This is a genomic window from Pseudomonas sp. Marseille-Q8238, assembly GCF_965111915.1.
In genome coordinates this window covers 834,258-849,345 of sequence record NZ_CBCOPI010000001.1, presented here as the reverse complement: position 1 = coordinate 849,345, position 15,088 = coordinate 834,258, and the positions used below count along the sequence as shown (strand labels likewise).

Genomic DNA, 15,088 nt, shown 5'->3' with positions numbered 1-15,088 from the left:
GCAATATTACGCCTTATAAGCCAGCAGAATTACGCCCGCGAACGGCTCTGAAACGGGCGTCATAAACCGCGATGAATCGCGCGCAGCCATCGTCACTCTCCCCCCCCAAAAAACCACGGCATAAAAAAAGCCGCACACCCTAGCAGGTGAGCGGCCTTTCTCTAATCAATAAAAACCTACCTCTGGCACGTGCTCCTATCGCGCTGCAACAGGGTATGCCACGCGCACCAACAAGCTCCGATGCGGACAGCCCAGGAAGATCAGATCAGCACATGAGCGAAGCGTCGACGAATCTCCTCCTCGGGCAGGTTATCGCCGATAAACACGATCACGCTTTCACGCGCCTCGTCGGCCGCCCATTCGCTGTCGTAGTCGAACCCATACAGACGCAAGACGCCCTGAAACACCATCCGCCGCTCCTCGCCAGCGATGCTCAGCACGCCCTTGTAGCGCAACAGCGAATTGCCATGGGTTTCCAGCAGGTCTTCCATGAACAGGCTGAGCTTGTCGATATCCAGCGGCTGCTCGCTTTTCAGCACCAGGGTGGCAATCCGATCCGCCGATGCACCAGCCGGCGCCAGAGGCCGCAATGTCAACGCAGGGCCAATATCGGCATTGAGATTGAAACCACGGATATCCAGCAATTCAGCCAGGTCGATACGCCCGTGCTCGACCACGCCAATCGGTGCACGCCGGTTGATGCGTTGCAGGCGCTGACGCAACGCGTCGACCTGAGCCGCCTCGACCAGATCTGTCTTGCTCAGCAGAATGCGGTCGGCAAACCCGACCTGCGCCTGGGCGATGGCTTCCTGCAGATGGCGCTCGGCATTGGCCGCATCGACCAGGGTGATGATGCCGTCGAGCACATAGCGCTCGCACAACTCATCGCCCGCGAAAAAGGTCTGCGCCACCGGCGCGGGATCGGCCAGACCGGTGCACTCGATCACCAGCCGATCGAAGGCCAGCTCACCCCTGTCGAGCTTGTCCAGCAGCAGGTACAGCGCCTTCTCCAGCTCGACATGAATGGAACAGCAGACACAGCCATTGGCCAGGGTCATCACCTGCACCGGCTCGCTGCCCAGCAGTTGGCTGTCGATAGGGGTATCGCTGTATTCGTTCTCGATCACAGCCAGCTTCAGGCCATGTTCGGCCTGCAGCATATGGCGCAGCAGCGTGGTCTTGCCGGCACCGAGAAAACCACTGAGCACAGTGACGGGAATGGGGGCATGCGACATCGCGATCATCCTGTGCAGGGTGGATCGGGGCGCGCAGCCCGCGCCTTATCGATCCACCGTACGGGTCAGCGGTGGACGAACAGAGCGTCAGCTACGCGCTCCGATCCACCCTACGAAAAGCAGCGCGCCACGACTGGGCGTGGCGCGCGGTGTTGCAAGGAGTCTATCAACAGCAGCGGATGGGGCGTCCCTTACCTCCGCCGTAACGAGCCTCCTGGCGCTCCCGGAAGAACGCCTCGTAACTCATCACCGGCAGGTCGGGATGCTTCTTGGCCATGTGCTCGACATAGGTGTCGTAGTCCGGCATGCCGACCAGCATTCGCGCAGCCTGCCCGAGGTACTTGCCCATGCGGCTCAGGTCATTGAACACTGGCCACCTCCGGTGCGTCGGCCGGGATCGCCTGATACGGCGCTTCCCGATCACTACGCTGCGGTTTGACCCACGCAGCACGCCCAACCTTGACCGCGTAGAACAGCACGCTGAGTACCACGAACAGGAACAGCAGGGTCAACGTCGCATTGGTGTAGGCGTTGTAGATCACATGCTGCATCTGGCCGAGGTCCTTGGCGGGCGCGAGGATCTGACCGGCATCCACGGCGTCCTGGTATTTCTTGGCCAGAGACAGGAAACCCACTGCCGGATTCGGGTCGAGCAATTTGATCAACCCGGCCGTGATGGTGCAGATCAGCAGCCAGGTGGCCGGAATCAGCGGCACCCAGACATAACGCTGACGCTTCATCTTGATCAGCACCACCGCACCGAGCATCAGCGCGATACCGGCAAGCATCTGGTTGGAGATACCGAATAGCGGCCACAAGGTATTGATGCCGCCGAGCGGATCGATCACCCCCTGGTACAGCAGCCAACCCCACATCGCGACGCAACCGGCCGTGGCGATGACGTTGGCGGTCCACGACTCGGTTTTCTTCAGGGCCGGCACGAAGTTGCCGAGCAGATCCTGCAGCATGAAGCGTCCGGCACGGGTACCGGCGTCCACTGCGGTAAGGATGAACAGCGCCTCGAACAGGATCGCAAAGTGGTACCAGAACGCCATGGTGTTCTCGCCCGGCAACACGCTGTGGAGAATCTGCGCGATCCCCACGGCCAAGGTCGGCGCACCGCCGGCGCGGGCCAGAATGGTGTGCTCGCCGATGTCACGGGCAACCGCTTCCAGCGCCTCCGGCGTGATGGCAAAGCCCCAACTGCTGACAGCCGCGGCTACCGATACAGCATCGGAACCAACCACGGCCGCCGGGCTGTTCATAGCGAAGTACACGCCCGGCTCGATCACCGATGCTGCGACCATGGCCATGATGGCGACGAACGACTCCATCAGCATGCCGCCGTAACCGATGTAGCGGGCATGCGACTCGTTGGCCAGCAGCTTGGGCGTGGTGCCGGAGCTGATCAGCGCATGGAAGCCGGATACCGCGCCACAGGCGATGGTGATGAACAGGAAGGGGAACAGCGTACCTTTCCACACCGGGCCGGTGCCGTCGGTGAACTGGGTCAGCGCCGGCATCTTCAGCTCGGGCATGACCACCAGGATGCCGATGGCCAGGGCGATGATGGTGCCGATCTTGAGGAAGGTCGACAGGTAGTCGCGCGGCGCCAGGATCAGCCACACCGGCAGCACCGCGGCGACGAAGCCGTAGCCGATCAGCATCCAGGTGATCTGCACGCCGGTGAAGGTGAAGGCCGGCCCCCAGACCGGGTCGGCGGCAATCTGCCCACCGAGCCAGATCGACCCGAGCAGCAACGCCACGCCGATGACTGAAATCTCGCCGATGCGCCCCGGACGGATGTAGCGCATATAGATGCCCATGAACATCGCGATGGGGATGGTCGCCATCACCGTGAACATGCCCCACGGGCTTTCAGCCAGGGCCTTGACCACGATCAGCGAGAGCACCGCGAGGATGATGATCATGATCAGGAACGCGCCGAACAGCGCAATGGTGCCAGGCACCTGGCCCATTTCCTCGCGGACCAGCTCGCCCAGGGAGCGGCCATTGCGGCGCGTAGAGATGAACAGAACCAGGAAGTCCTGCACCGCACCGGCCAGCACCACACCGGCAATCAGCCAGAGCGTGCCGGGCAGGTAACCCATCTGCGCGGCGAGTACCGGACCGACCAGGGGGCCGGCGCCAGCGATGGCGGCGAAGTGGTGACCGAAGAGGATGTGCTTGTTGGTCGGCACATAGTCCAGACCATCGTTGTTGAGGACCGCGGGCGTGGCCCGGGTCGGGTCCAGCTGCATCACCCTGGTGGCAATGAACAGGCTGTAATACCGGTAAGCGACGAGATAGAGGGCAACGGAGGCCACCACTATCCACAAGGCGTTGATAGCTTCACCGCGGCGCAACGCCACGACACCCAAGGCACAGGCGCCCACCACTGCCAACACTGCCCAGGGCACGTGACGCAGCAGGCTATTGTTATTGTTCATATGAGCTCCCAATGAATGGACAGACAAGCTGCCGCACTAGCTTAGCCGCTCCAGCACACGTCACTATCCGACCAAGGTCGAATGGGGCAAAAGGCTGTCGCGCACGGCTGATCGCCATGACACGTTACTGATTATGGCGCATGCGAACCAGACGGCTCGGCCGGCTGTCTGCTGCTGCATCGCACCAGGACGTGAGCGGTGCACTCGGCAAGCCGATGTGCAAGCCGTAAACTCCCGCTTCCAGCCACACGTTACCGCTCGCAAACAGGTTACCCCGCGCCATGTACGGCTTGTCACCCCGTTCGCTCATGACGATGCTCTGCCTGTTCCTGCTCAGCGGCTGCCTGGAGCAAACGCCACCCCGCGCTTTCGACCAGCAGGTCTATATCTGGCAGCGCCAATGGCAGCCGGCACATGCCAATGCCCTGGCGCAAAGTCGCGAGACCTTCTCCGCCCTGCGGGTTCTGGCTCTACAGGCCCACCCACAGGCTGGCTGGGGACGCGCCTACCCGGACCTTGATCTGCTGCGCGAGGACGGCCGACCGGTGATCGCCGTGGTACGTCTCGACGGCCAGCTGCCACAGCTCGATACCGAAGCCATTCTCCAGCGCACGCTCGAACTGGCCCGTTACTGGCGCGCCAAAGGCCTGCCACTGCAAGGCGTGGAGATCGATCACGACTGCGCCACCGCACGCCTGCCAGCCTATGTCGAACTGCTGCGCGACCTGCGCCGGCAACTGCCGGAAGAGCTGCAACTGAGCATTACCGCCCTGCCGGCCTGGCTGGACAGCCCGGTGCTGGATGAGGTGCTGGCACAAGTCGACAGCTCGGTGTTGCAGGTGCACGCCGTGGACGATCCGACTCAAGGCCTGTTCGATCCGCAACGGGCAGAGCCATGGGCCCGCGCCTACGCCGCGCGCAGCCAAACACCTTTCTACCTGGCCCTGCCTGCTTATGGTGTCGCACTGGTGGACAACGTCTACGGCCTGCCACAGGTGGAAAGTGAAGCACCATTGCGCCTGCGCGGTGAGCGCCGCGAATTGCGCGCCGATCCGCGCCAGGTGGCCGGCCTGCTGGAGAACCTGCGCAGCCGGACACCGGACAACCTGCGCGGCATTCTCTGGTTCCGTTTGCCACTGCCCAGCGACCAGCGTGCCTGGCCACTGCAAACCCTGCTCGCCGTGGTGCACGGAGAACGGCTGCATACTGCACCCAGCGTGCGCCTGCGGGCCGCCAACGGTGTGAACGAGATTCTGGTACTCAACCACGGCAACCTGCCGCTCAACCTGCCCCTGCAGGTCAACCTGCCCGCCGCCAATTGCGAGGCAGTCGACGCCGTGGGCGGCTATCGCTGGCAACGCACCCCCGACGGTTTTCGCTTCACCCCCAAACAACCCGGCATCCTGCCCCCCGGCGAAGAACGCGCCGTGGGCTGGGTCCGCTGCCAAACTCTTCATCAAGGAAGACTCAATGCTGTGTTCTAACTGGCGCCCCACCCTGCTGACCCTCGCGCTCGCCAGCCTGCTGCCACTGAGCAGCGCGCATGCCTGCGGCCCGGAGTTTCCCTACCGCCTGCTGGAGGACCGCGAAAATGCCCTGCGCGAGTTGCCGGAAGGCAACTTCAGCCTCGAGACGCGCCGGCTCGGCCAACCGATCCCTGGCCTTGGCCAGGCCGGCGAAGCAACGTTGGAACCCTACTGGGATAGCGACAACAGCCGCTACCTGGACGCCCGCGTGGTCGCGGAAAAACAGCAGCTGACGCCTGAGCAACTGGCCCTGACCAATCAGTTGCGCAGCCTGCAGGATGCCCGCCAGGCCGAGCGCGACGGCGCCGCCCTGCCCGCCGAACTGCGCCTGTATACCGCTGGTGCCGTGGCCTTTGCCGAAGGCGACCATGCGCTGGCCGCCGACTACTTCCAGCAGGTCCTGGCCCTGCCCGTCGCCGAACGCCCTCTGCGCAGCACCTGGGCCAGCTATTCGCTGGCGCGCAGCCAGGCAGCACTGGTCAACAGTGCCGCCGATGACGTGCTGGACGACACCGCCATCGCGGAGCGCAGCCAGCACTATCGACAGCAGGCCCAACGCAATTTCCAACAGGTCCGCGAGCAAGTGGCCGCCGGCCTGGCCGATCCACTGGAGCTGGGTATCGCCAGCCTCGGCGAAGAAGCCCGCCTGCTGCTCGATGCCGGCGACTGGGGCGGCGCCATCCGCCTCTACGCCAGCCAGTCGCTGCACAACTCCAGCACCGGCTACAGCTCCCTGCGCCAGGTCGCACGCGAGCTGGCAAGCCTGTCCAATGCCGAGCTGCTGCCCCTGCTCAGCCAGCCGGAAGTGCAGCAACTGCTCACGGCCCAGATACTCAGTCAGATCGACGACTACGACGCGCAGACAACGATGACCGCCAAGCGCCTGCTGGGCCTGTTGCAGCGCGCCGAGGTCAAGAATCTGAAAGACGCCGATCGCCTGGCGGCAATCAGTTACCAGAGCGCCGACTATGCCGGCGCCAAGAAGCTGCTCGAACAGGCCAGCGATACTGGCCTAGCCTGGTGGCTGCGGGCCAAACTGGCCCTGCGTGAGGGCGACAAGAACGCAGCCACCCAAGCCTATGCGAAAGCGGCCAAGGCCTTCCCCGCTGACGAAGACTGGGGCTGGCGCCGCTCCGAAAACTGGCAGTACGAAACCCTCAAGCCGCAGTGCCGCGTCCAGGGCGAGTCCGCCATTCTGGCCATGGAGCGTGGCGATTACCTCGACGCCTTCGACCTGCTCTACCGCAGCGGCGAAACCTACTGGCAGGATGCGGCCGAAGTCGCCGAACGCGTGCTGAGCACGGATGAACTCAAGGCCTATGTCGATGAACACGTCACGGCCATCCCGACCAAGGCCGACGAGGAGGATTACGTCTGGGATCGGCCCCTGCCGAACCGCCTGCGCCAGTTGCTCGCCCGGCGCATGCTGCGCGAACAGCGCTATGACGAAGCCACGGCCTACTTCCCCAGCGCAGCCCTGCAGCAGGCGGCACGCGACTATGGCAACGCGCGCCAGGCCGGCGAGAACGCCTGGAGTCGTACGGCGCGGGCCGAAGCCTACTACCAAGCCGCCACCCTAGCGCGCGTACAGGGCATGGAGCTGCTCGGCTATGAACTGAATCCGGACAACGCCTGGACCGCAGGCGCCTTCGGCACCGACCAGCCCAAGCCGGTCAAGGCTGGCGGCCTGCTCACCAGTGCCGAAGCCGAGCTGCAGAATGCCACCCAGGCCGAACCAAACCGGCGCTTTCATTACCGCTGGGTCGCCGCCGAACTGGCCAATCGCTCCGCCGACCTGCTTCCCGAGCGCAGCCAGGCTTTTGCCGCCGTCCTGTGCAAGGCCACCGACTGGGTGATCAACAAGGATTACCCGCAGGCCCGCACCTATTACCAGCGCTATATCGACCATGGCGCCTACCTGGAATGGGCCGGGGCCTTCGGCACCCAGACCTGCCCGGAGCCGGACTTCCAGGCTGCCGGCAAACGCGTGTGGTTCGAGCGCGAACAAGCCGTGCGCCAGGCGCTGCGTCCTTACAAATACGCACTTCCTGTCGGCCTGCTCATCGTGGCGGGCGGCCTGCTCTACTGGAAGCGGCGTCGGGCAGCCTTGGCTATAGTGGCTAAAACCAAAGAGGATTCACGCAATGAGTGAAACCGAGCGCCGACGCTTCCAACGCATCGCCTTCGACGCCGCCACCGAGCTGGCTCAAGGCGGACAGCGTTGGGCTGTCGAGCTGCATGACCTGTCGCTCAAGGGGATGCTGGTGGAGCAACCGGCAGACTGGAGTGGCGATCCGGCCCAGCCGTTTTTCGCCACCATCACCCTGGATGCCAGCACCCGCCTGCAGATGGAAGTGGAGCTGACCCGTACCCGGGACGGACTGCTCGGCTTCGTCTGCCGGCACATCGACCTGGACTCCATCAGCCACCTGCGTCGCCTGGTAGAACTCAACCTGGGCGACGAAAGCCTGCTGGAACGGGAATTGGCTGCGCTGGGTGAAGAGGAAGGCTGAGCGCCTGCTCACGCCACCCTCATGCGGGGTGCGCCTTGGGCACCTGACACCATCTGTGCATCAACGACGCGAACCGCGGGTGCACGGAGCGCCCTACAAACCCGAACACCCCTGGCTAAAGTGCAGTTTCGTGAGCACCTGCCTCGCGGCGCAGCGCATCAGGTTTCTGCACAGCGCGACGCGCCTGTGCCCGGCGAGTGGCCATGCTCGCCTCGCGCCGCTCTTCGGCGAGGTCGCGAGGTTGCCCCGGCTCGTAATTGATAGTCTTGGCGAAGAAGTCGAAGAACGAAAACATGGGGCATCTCCTTTCTGGATACGGCCCCATGCTCCTCCCACCCGATGCAGCGAAACTTGATCTGCGGCAACAGCCACACCTGCCCCACAGCGGCAGAACGCCGCAGCGCCGGGGCGGCAGCCACCTGATGGTTATTCGAACAAGGCATCCAGCGCCTGCTCCAGACGCGTCACGCCAATCACCTGCAACCCTGCCGGCGCATCCTTGGGGGCGTTGCCCTTGGGCACGATGGCGCGCTTGAAGCCATGCTTGGCGGCCTCTTTCAGGCGTTCCTGGCCACTCGGCACCGGACGAATCTCCCCGGACAGGCCGATCTCGCCGAACACCAGCACATCATGGGGCAACGGTCGGTTGCGCAGGCTGGAGATCACCGCCGCCATCAGCGCCAGGTCCGAGGCAGTCTCCAGCACCTTGACCCCACCGACCACGTTGAGGAACACGTCCTGATCGTAGGTCGGGATACCGCCGTGGCGGTGCAGCACCGCCAGCAACATGGCCAGGCGGTTCTGGTCCAGGCCCAGGGTGACGCGGCGCGGGTTAGCCAGGTGGCTGGTATCGACCAGTGCCTGCACTTCCACCAGCATTGGCCGGGTGCCTTCCCAGGTGGCCATGACCACACTGCCTGGCACTTCTTCCTGGGCACGGGTGAGGAAGATCGCCGAGGGGTTGGTCACTTCCTTGAGGCCCTTGTCGGTCATGCCGAACACGCCCAGTTCGTTGACCGCGCCGAAGCGGTTCTTCACCGCGCGCAGCAGGCGCAGGCGCCCGTCCGACTCGCCCTCGAAATACAGCACGGTGTCGACCATGTGTTCGAGCACACGCGGGCCGGCCAGCGCGCCTTCCTTGGTCACGTGGCCGACCAGGAAGATCGCCGTGCCACTCTGCTTGGCGTAGCGCACCAGCAGCGCCGCACTCTCGCGCACCTGCGCCACGCCGCCCGGAGCCGACTGCAATTGTTCGGTAAAGATGGTCTGGATCGAATCGATGACCATGACCTTGGGCTGCTCACGGCGCGCCACCTCGATGATGGTTTCGATGCAGGTCTCGGTCATCACCTTGAGCTTGTCCTGCGGCAGGTCAAGGCGGCGCGCGCGCATGGCCACCTGCTGCTGCGATTCCTCGCCGGTAACGTACAGGGCGGGCAGGCGCTGGGCGATGTTGCACAAGGTCTGCAGGAGGATGGTCGACTTGCCGATGCCGGGGTCACCACCGATCAGCACCACCGAGCCATCCACCAGGCCGCCACCGAGCACGCGGTCCAGTTCATTGGAGGCGGTGGAAAAACGCGGCACTTCCTCGACGCTGACTTCGGCCAGGGTCTTCAGTTGCGCCTGCTGCCCGGCCCAGCCACCTCGCCCACTGGGCGTAGAAGCATTGGCCTCGATCATGGTTTCGGTCAGGGTGTTCCAGGCGCCGCACTCGCCGCACTGCCCGGCCCACTTGGGAAAGGTAGCGCCACACTCGGTGCAGCCATACATGCGCTTGGCCTTGGCCATAACGGGCTCCTCGTCATCGAAGCCCGGATGATACGAAACAACTGGATATATTTACAGCCCAATACAGAGAATACGGCTCGGTAGCGGCGCGATGAGCCCAGTGGCGGTGCACCCTAGAGCCGGAGCGTCTAGCTGCCCTTACAGCCATTGCCGCAGCCGCAGCATTGGCCGGATGCACGCTTGAGCTGGCGAGCCAGGTCGTCCTTGAGGGCCACCCGCTCCTGCTTGAGCGCACTCAGGCCATCATCGCCCAGCAACTCGATGCCGCCTTCGATGCGGCAGATACGCTTGTCCAGGTCCTCATAGTGGCTGGCCTGGCGGGAAAAGTGTTCATCCTCCTGACGCAAACGCTGCAAAGCGGGGCGCAATTCGGGGAAATCCTGGATCAGCGGATGGTGGTCAACGTGCATGTGGGGCACTCCAGCAAAGGGGAGTTTCAGGTTAAGACGCCCCACCCCATATGCCGTTGACGCCGGTCAAACAAAGAACCTATCGCTACTGAGCCGCTCGCTTGAGCAGATCGGCAATCACATCCTTCTGGGTCACCCGTTTCAGCTTGAGCCCCTGCAAGGTCAGGTCATCCACCTCCTGCCGGCCCGCCTCGACCTCGTAGATATGTGCATCCAGGCTCTGGTACTCGCGCGCCAGATGGGCGAAGTGCGCATCCTGCATCAGCGTACGCAGGGCGGCCTGGTATTCGGGGAACTCTCGGGACAGCGGATGATGTTCAAGTGGCATGGTCATTACTCCTAGGCAATCAACATTCAGGCTAGACCAACCCCACACATTCATCGCACCAACATCCGGACCGACGGTCAGAGCCCAACGCCGAGCATTCTCATGCCAATGCAGGCTGGCACGGCGCGCGCGCTGAATTACACTTCACCCACCAGACCCCTCATGGAGTAAACAAGAGTGAGCATCCTCAACGAGTTCAAGGCATTTGCCGTCAAGGGCAACGTGGTCGACATGGCCGTCGGTATCATCATCGGCGCGGCATTCGGCAAGATCGTCAGTTCCTTCGTCGGCGACGTGATCATGCCGCCCATCGGCCTGCTGATCGGCGGGGTCGACTTCAGCGACCTGGCCATCACGCTCAAGGCCGCAGAGGGTGACATTCCGGCGGTGGTGCTGAGCTACGGCAAGTTCATCCAGACCGTGCTCGACTTCATCATCGTTGCCTTCGCCATCTTCATGGGCGTCAAGGCCATCAACCGACTCAAGCGCGAAGAGGCCGTGGAACCGTCGGTGCCGCCAGTGCCGACGCCAGAGGAAACCCTGCTCAGCGAGATTCGCGACCTGCTCAAGGAGCAGAAGCAGGACCGCCTGCCCTGACCCGGCAACGCACATGAAAACGGCGCCCAAGGGCGCCGTTTCTGTATCCGCTGCTTTTATCCGGGAGATGCCGGCGGCGTCAGCAGCAACCGGCTGATACGGCGCTCACGCACCTCGATCACCTGCAGCTGCCAACCCGCGAAGGCCAGGCTATCGCCCACTGCGGGCAGACGATCGAGCAGGCTCATGGCCAGGCCGGCGAGGGTCTGGTAATCCTCGGTGGCCTGGGCGCGAAAGCCGATGCGCTCGCGCAACACGCTGAGGTTGAGCGCACCGTTGACCCGGTAGGCACCGTTGATCTCCTCGACTTCCGGCCCGTCCACCTCACTGGCATCAGGCAGTTCGCCAGCAATGGCCTCGAGGATGTCGGTCAACGTCAGCATGCCTTCGAAACCGCCGAACTCGTTGACCACGAACGCCACGTGGGTCGAGGCCTCACGCATCTGCTCCAGCGCGCCCAGCACGGTACAGCTGTCCGGCAGGTTGAGCGGGCGACGCAGCAGGCTTTCGATATCCGGCTGCTCGCCCTTGAGCAGTTCCTTGAACAACTCCTTCTTGTGCACGTAGCCCAGCGGCTCATCGAGCTGATCGTCACGAATCACCAGCAGGCGCGAGTAAGGCGACAGCGCCAGGTCGGTGCGGATGGCCTCGGCCTCGTCATTGAGGTCGATGTGATGCACCTGCATGCGCCCGGTCATGACATGGCGGATCGACAGCTCGGCCAGCCCCAGCACGCCGCGAATCATCACCCGTTCGCGACGGTCGAAGAGCCCGCGCTCACCAGACGACTCGCCCACCATATCGGCGATTTCCTCGCCCACCTCGTCGGCCTCCACCTTACCGCCGAGCAGGCGCAACACCGCATGTGCGGTACGCGCACGCAGGCCGCGCTCACCCTGCAGGTTGCGCTTGCGCCGGGCACGGGCCAACTGGTTGAACACCTCGATAAGGATCGAGAAACCGATGGCCGCGTACAGGTAGCCCTTGGGAATGTGGAAACCCAGGCCTTCGGCGGTGAGGCTGAAGCCGATCATCATCAGGAAGCCCAGGCACAGCATGATCACCGTCGGCCGCGCATTGACGAAAGCCGTCAGCGGCTTGCTGGCAACGATCATCAAGCCGATGGAGACGATCACCGCGATCATCATCACTTCCAGGTGCTCGACCATGCCCACGGCGGTGATCACCGCGTCCAGGGAGAACACAGCGTCGAGCACGATGATCTGCGCCACAACCGGCCAGAACCTGGCATAGGTGCGCGCGCCACCACTTCGCTGCACATGCCCTTCGAGGCGCTCGTGCAGCTCCATGGTGGCCTTGAACAGCAGGAACACGCCACCGAACAGCATGATCAGGTCACGCCCGGAGAAGCTCTTGCCGAACACCTCGACCAGCGGATCGGTCAGGGTTACCAGCCAGGCCATGCTGGCCAGCAGGCCCAGACGCATGACCAGCGCCAGGCTCAGGCCGATTACCCGCGCACGGTCGCGCTGATGGGGCGGCAGCTTGTCGGCCAGGATAGCGATAAACACCAGGTTATCGATGCCCAGGACGATTTCCAGGACGATCAGGGTCAGCAGGCCAAGCCATGCCGTGGGATCGAGGATCCATTCCATAGCGGTCAGAAGATTCCGGCAGGCAAGAGACGATCAGCACCGCGTTGGCGGAGCTGGGAAACAGGAAGGTGTGCAGGGGCGTACGGCGTGAGGCCAGTGCAGGTGAAGCTGGGCGGGTAAATGGAGGGGGCCACCGGGGGTGGCTTGCAACAATCGCTGTCCATGAAATCCAGTCAGGTAATAACGGACGACAATCCTAAGGGTAGTCCGCATGCGACCTGAAGGAGCAAAACGTTACCAATCTTTAACTGGTTACCAGTAGTTCTCCACCGCCACCGCACCCGGTCGGCGGCTGAGGGACAGCTGCATGTCGCGGGTCTTCAGCACCGCGCGGGTGTCCTCAATCATCTGCGGGTTGCCACAAAGCATCACCCGCGAATGCTCGGGGCTGAGCTCCAGACCAGCGGCACGCTCCAGTTCGCCGTTTTCGATCAACGCGGTGACGCGGGCATTCAGCGCGCCCGGCACCTGCTCACGAGTCACCACTGGGATGTACTGCAGCTTGCTGCCGGCGCCCTCCAGCCACTCGCGCTGCGGCAATTCGGCGATCAGCTCTTGATAGGCCAGCTCACCGGTATCGCGAGCGCTGTAGACCAGCACAATGCGCTCGAAGCGCTGCCAGGCCTCCAGGTCCTGCAAGATCGACAGGAACGGCGCCAGACCGGTCCCAGTACCGATCAGCCACAGGTCGCGGCCATCGGGAAAGCGGTCGAGGGTCAGGTAACCGAAGGCCTGCTTGTCTACCAGCAGTTCGTCGCCCACCTGCAAACGGCTCAGCTCACTGGTGAACTCGCCACCCGGTACGACGATGGAGAAGAACTCGAGGTACTCGTCATGGGGCGCGGAGACCATCGAATAGCCACGCCAGACGATGCTTCCGTCCGCCTTGCGCACACCCAGCCGGGCGAACTGACCGGCACGAAAGCGAAAGCCCGGGTCACGCGTCACGCGCAAAGTGAACAGACTCGGCGACCAGATCCTCACCTCGGTCAGGGTCTGGCTCGTGAACTTCTCTTCGCTGACGGTCATACTTGCGCTCCTCGACTACACCCGCACAGTGTCCCGCAAAGCGGCCCCAACAAACACCGACGGTTTCCATGCCTATTCTCGACACGCCCTTTGCCCGGCTCGACCTGATCCGCCAGCCCGACCAAGCCAACGAGCCGTTGCAGGCCTTCGATGCGGCTGACGAATACCTGCTCAACCACCTGCACGAGCAGGGCCTGCCGGCAGACGCGCGCGTGCTGGTACTGAATGATGCCTTCGGCGCCCTGGCCACTAGCCTGGCCAGCCACGCCCAGGTGACCAGCAGCGGCGACTCGCACCTGGGTTTCATGGCCCTGGGCAAGAATCTCGCCCGCAACGACCTGAACACCGATGCCGTGCACTTCGTGCCAGCCAGCGCCACAGCACAAGGCCCGTTCGACTGTGTGCTGATCCGTGTGCCCAAGACCCTGGCGCTGCTCGAAGAACAACTGATCCGCCTGCATGACCAGCTCGCCCCAGGCGCGCAGGTGATTGCCGCCGGCATGGTCAAACACCTGCCCCGCGCAGCGGGCGACTTGCTGGAACGTTACATCGGCCCGGTGCAGGCCTCGCTGGCAGTGAAGAAGGCACGCCTGTTGTTCGCCACACCGGAGCCCAAGGCAGCCCCCCGCTCGCCCTACCCCAGCCGTTACCAGCTGGAGCAGCCCCGTATCGAGCTGATCAACCACGCCAACGTGTTCTGCCGCGAAGGCCTGGATATTGGCACCCGTGCCTTTCTCCCACATCTGCCGCGAACGCTGGGCGAACAACGCGTGGCCGACCTCGGCTGCGGCAACGGCGTACTGGGCATCGCCTACGCCCTGGCCAACCCCGAGGCGCAATTGACCTTGGTGGACGAGTCGTACATGGCGGTGCAATCGGCCCAGGAGAACTGGCAGGCGGCGCTTGGCGCGCGTCCCGTCGAGATCCGCGCGGGTGACGGCCTGGCCGAACAATCGGCCGACTCGCTGGATCGAGTCCTGTGCAACCCACCCTTCCACCAGCAACAGGTGGTCGGCGACTTCCTTGCCTGGCGCATGTTCACCCAGGCCAAGGCCGCACTGGTGCGTGGTGGCGAACTGTGGATCGTCGGCAACCGCCACCTCGCCTACCACGCCAAGCTCAAACGCCTGTTCCGCGGTGTGGAACAGATGGCGGCGACACCCAAGTTCGTGGTGCTCAAGGCAACAAAATAAACCGTCCTTAGAGCCTGTTTACGATCTTCAGGGTTAGAGCCAGACAAGGGCTAGGCGCCCCCGCAAAACACCCGAGGAAGCGCAGTTTACGAGTGGTAAATGAGCATTCCGAGGGCGTTTTTAACGCCGTATGGCCGCGAGCTAGGAGATCGTAAACAGGCTCTTACACGCCGGCAGGGCAACTCAAGCGACCTAGTCCGCGAGCGTGGCGATGCCCACCGCTCTAAACACGGCTCTACAACGTCAGCACAAACTGCGACAAGCAGTGCTATCAAAGCAGCCCGCTCCAGCTAACAAGGCGGTGCTTCCTGATGTGAGGCGAAGAGATCGAACTGCTCTCCCGGCCCGGTAGAAAACAACCTCGCTGGGAGCTCAACTGTATGGACGGCACTGTTGGCCC

The 15,088-nt window shown here is 63.6% G+C and carries 14 protein-coding genes; 5 read left to right on the top strand and 9 right to left on the bottom strand.

Features of this window, described 5'->3' with window-relative positions; translation table 11 throughout:
- Positions 1–260: 260 nt before the first annotated feature.
- The 3 genes from yjiA to ACWPW0_RS03750 all read right to left on the bottom strand — a co-directional run bounded on the left by yjiA (position 261) and on the right by ACWPW0_RS03750 (position 3,685).
- The gene (gene yjiA, locus ACWPW0_RS03760; RefSeq protein ID WP_454254470.1) at positions 261–1,235 is read right to left on the bottom strand and encodes a GTPase; all 975 of its coding nucleotides are present in this window, start codon (positions 1,233–1,235) and stop codon (positions 261–263) included.
- A gap of 166 nt (positions 1,236–1,401) precedes the next feature.
- Entirely contained in the window at positions 1,402–1,605 is a 204-nt protein-coding gene (locus tag ACWPW0_RS03755) for a YbdD/YjiX family protein (RefSeq protein ID WP_447589137.1), read from the bottom strand.
- Entirely contained in the window at positions 1,595–3,685 is a 2,091-nt protein-coding gene (locus tag ACWPW0_RS03750; RefSeq protein WP_454254469.1) for a carbon starvation CstA family protein, read from the bottom strand. Before ACWPW0_RS03750 ends, ACWPW0_RS03755 begins: the two co-directional genes overlap by 11 nt.
- A gap of 308 nt (positions 3,686–3,993) precedes the next feature.
- Here ACWPW0_RS03750 and ACWPW0_RS03745 point away from each other — a divergent pair, with 308 nt between their 5' ends.
- Genes ACWPW0_RS03745 through ACWPW0_RS03735 form a run of 3 tightly spaced genes read left to right on the top strand, consistent with a single transcriptional unit; the run spans position 3,994 to position 7,724 of the window.
- Positions 3,994–5,169: a DUF3142 domain-containing protein gene (locus ACWPW0_RS03745; protein ID WP_454254468.1), complete on the top strand. Its 1,176-nt coding sequence runs from the start codon at positions 3,994–3,996 to the stop codon at positions 5,167–5,169.
- On the top strand, positions 5,156–7,363 hold the full coding sequence (locus tag ACWPW0_RS03740; RefSeq protein WP_454254467.1) for a hypothetical protein: 2,208 nt from the start codon (positions 5,156–5,158) through the stop codon (positions 7,361–7,363). The genes ACWPW0_RS03745 and ACWPW0_RS03740 overlap by 14 nt, the downstream gene beginning before the upstream one ends.
- A complete protein-coding gene (locus ACWPW0_RS03735) occupies positions 7,356–7,724 on the top strand; it encodes a PilZ domain-containing protein (protein WP_454254466.1) in 369 nt (122 codons plus the stop codon). The genes ACWPW0_RS03740 and ACWPW0_RS03735 overlap by 8 nt, the downstream gene beginning before the upstream one ends.
- Before the next feature lie 115 nt (positions 7,725–7,839).
- On the opposite strand, the gene ACWPW0_RS03730 is transcribed toward ACWPW0_RS03735, so the two are convergent.
- The 4 genes from ACWPW0_RS03730 to ACWPW0_RS03715 all read right to left on the bottom strand — a co-directional run bounded on the left by ACWPW0_RS03730 (position 7,840) and on the right by ACWPW0_RS03715 (position 10,253).
- Positions 7,840–8,019, bottom strand: a complete 180-nt coding sequence (locus ACWPW0_RS03730) for a hypothetical protein (RefSeq protein WP_454254465.1) — start codon at positions 8,017–8,019, stop codon at positions 7,840–7,842.
- 131 nt (positions 8,020–8,150) lie between these two features.
- A complete protein-coding gene (gene radA, locus ACWPW0_RS03725) occupies positions 8,151–9,515 on the bottom strand; it encodes a DNA repair protein RadA (protein WP_447589127.1) in 1,365 nt (454 codons plus the stop codon).
- A gap of 128 nt (positions 9,516–9,643) precedes the next feature.
- Complete coding sequence (locus tag ACWPW0_RS03720) at positions 9,644–9,925, bottom strand: YdcH family protein (protein WP_447589125.1); 282 nt, start codon at positions 9,923–9,925, stop codon at positions 9,644–9,646.
- Positions 9,926–10,010: 85 nt separating this feature from the next.
- Complete coding sequence (locus ACWPW0_RS03715) at positions 10,011–10,253, bottom strand: YdcH family protein (RefSeq protein ID WP_447589123.1); 243 nt, start codon at positions 10,251–10,253, stop codon at positions 10,011–10,013.
- Positions 10,254–10,430: 177 nt separating this feature from the next.
- Between ACWPW0_RS03715 and mscL the strand changes: the two genes are divergently transcribed.
- Positions 10,431–10,850, top strand: a complete 420-nt coding sequence (gene mscL, locus ACWPW0_RS03710; RefSeq protein WP_447589122.1) for a large-conductance mechanosensitive channel protein MscL — start codon at positions 10,431–10,433, stop codon at positions 10,848–10,850.
- Positions 10,851–10,906: 56 nt separating this feature from the next.
- Here the strand turns inward: mscL and ACWPW0_RS03705 are convergent, their stop codons facing one another.
- Both ACWPW0_RS03705 and ACWPW0_RS03700 read right to left on the bottom strand, forming a co-directional pair.
- Complete coding sequence (locus ACWPW0_RS03705) at positions 10,907–12,466, bottom strand: TerC family protein (RefSeq protein WP_447589120.1); 1,560 nt, start codon at positions 12,464–12,466, stop codon at positions 10,907–10,909.
- Positions 12,467–12,718: 252 nt separating this feature from the next.
- A complete protein-coding gene (locus ACWPW0_RS03700) occupies positions 12,719–13,495 on the bottom strand; it encodes a ferredoxin--NADP reductase (RefSeq protein ID WP_454254464.1) in 777 nt (258 codons plus the stop codon).
- Between the two features lie 68 nt (positions 13,496–13,563).
- Here ACWPW0_RS03700 and ACWPW0_RS03695 point away from each other — a divergent pair, with 68 nt between their 5' ends.
- Positions 13,564–14,688, top strand: coding sequence for a methyltransferase (locus ACWPW0_RS03695; protein WP_454254463.1), 1,125 nt, complete (start codon positions 13,564–13,566; stop codon positions 14,686–14,688).
- Positions 14,689–15,088 lie beyond the last annotated feature (400 nt).

Coding starts and splice junctions, on each gene's coding strand:
- ACWPW0_RS03695 (WP_454254463.1), top strand. CDS start 13,564: ATGCCTATTCTCGACACGCCCTTTGCCCGGCTCGACCTGATCCGCCAG.
- ACWPW0_RS03740 (WP_454254467.1), top strand. CDS start 5,156: ATGCTGTGTTCTAACTGGCGCCCCACCCTGCTGACCCTCGCGCTCGCC.
- ACWPW0_RS03750 (WP_454254469.1), bottom strand. CDS start 3,685: ATGAACAATAACAATAGCCTGCTGCGTCACGTGCCCTGGGCAGTGTTG.
- ACWPW0_RS03745 (WP_454254468.1), top strand. CDS start 3,994: ATGACGATGCTCTGCCTGTTCCTGCTCAGCGGCTGCCTGGAGCAAACG.
- radA (WP_447589127.1), bottom strand. CDS start 9,515: ATGGCCAAGGCCAAGCGCATGTATGGCTGCACCGAGTGTGGCGCTACC.
- ACWPW0_RS03720 (WP_447589125.1), bottom strand. CDS start 9,925: ATGCACGTTGACCACCATCCGCTGATCCAGGATTTCCCCGAATTGCGC.
- ACWPW0_RS03705 (WP_447589120.1), bottom strand. CDS start 12,466: ATGGAATGGATCCTCGATCCCACGGCATGGCTTGGCCTGCTGACCCTG.
- yjiA (WP_454254470.1), bottom strand. CDS start 1,235: ATGTCGCATGCCCCCATTCCCGTCACTGTGCTCAGTGGTTTTCTCGGT.
- ACWPW0_RS03700 (WP_454254464.1), bottom strand. CDS start 13,495: ATGACCGTCAGCGAAGAGAAGTTCACGAGCCAGACCCTGACCGAGGTG.
- ACWPW0_RS03730 (WP_454254465.1), bottom strand. CDS start 8,019: ATGTTTTCGTTCTTCGACTTCTTCGCCAAGACTATCAATTACGAGCCG.
- ACWPW0_RS03735 (WP_454254466.1), top strand. CDS start 7,356: ATGAGTGAAACCGAGCGCCGACGCTTCCAACGCATCGCCTTCGACGCC.
- ACWPW0_RS03715 (WP_447589123.1), bottom strand. CDS start 10,253: ATGCCACTTGAACATCATCCGCTGTCCCGAGAGTTCCCCGAATACCAG.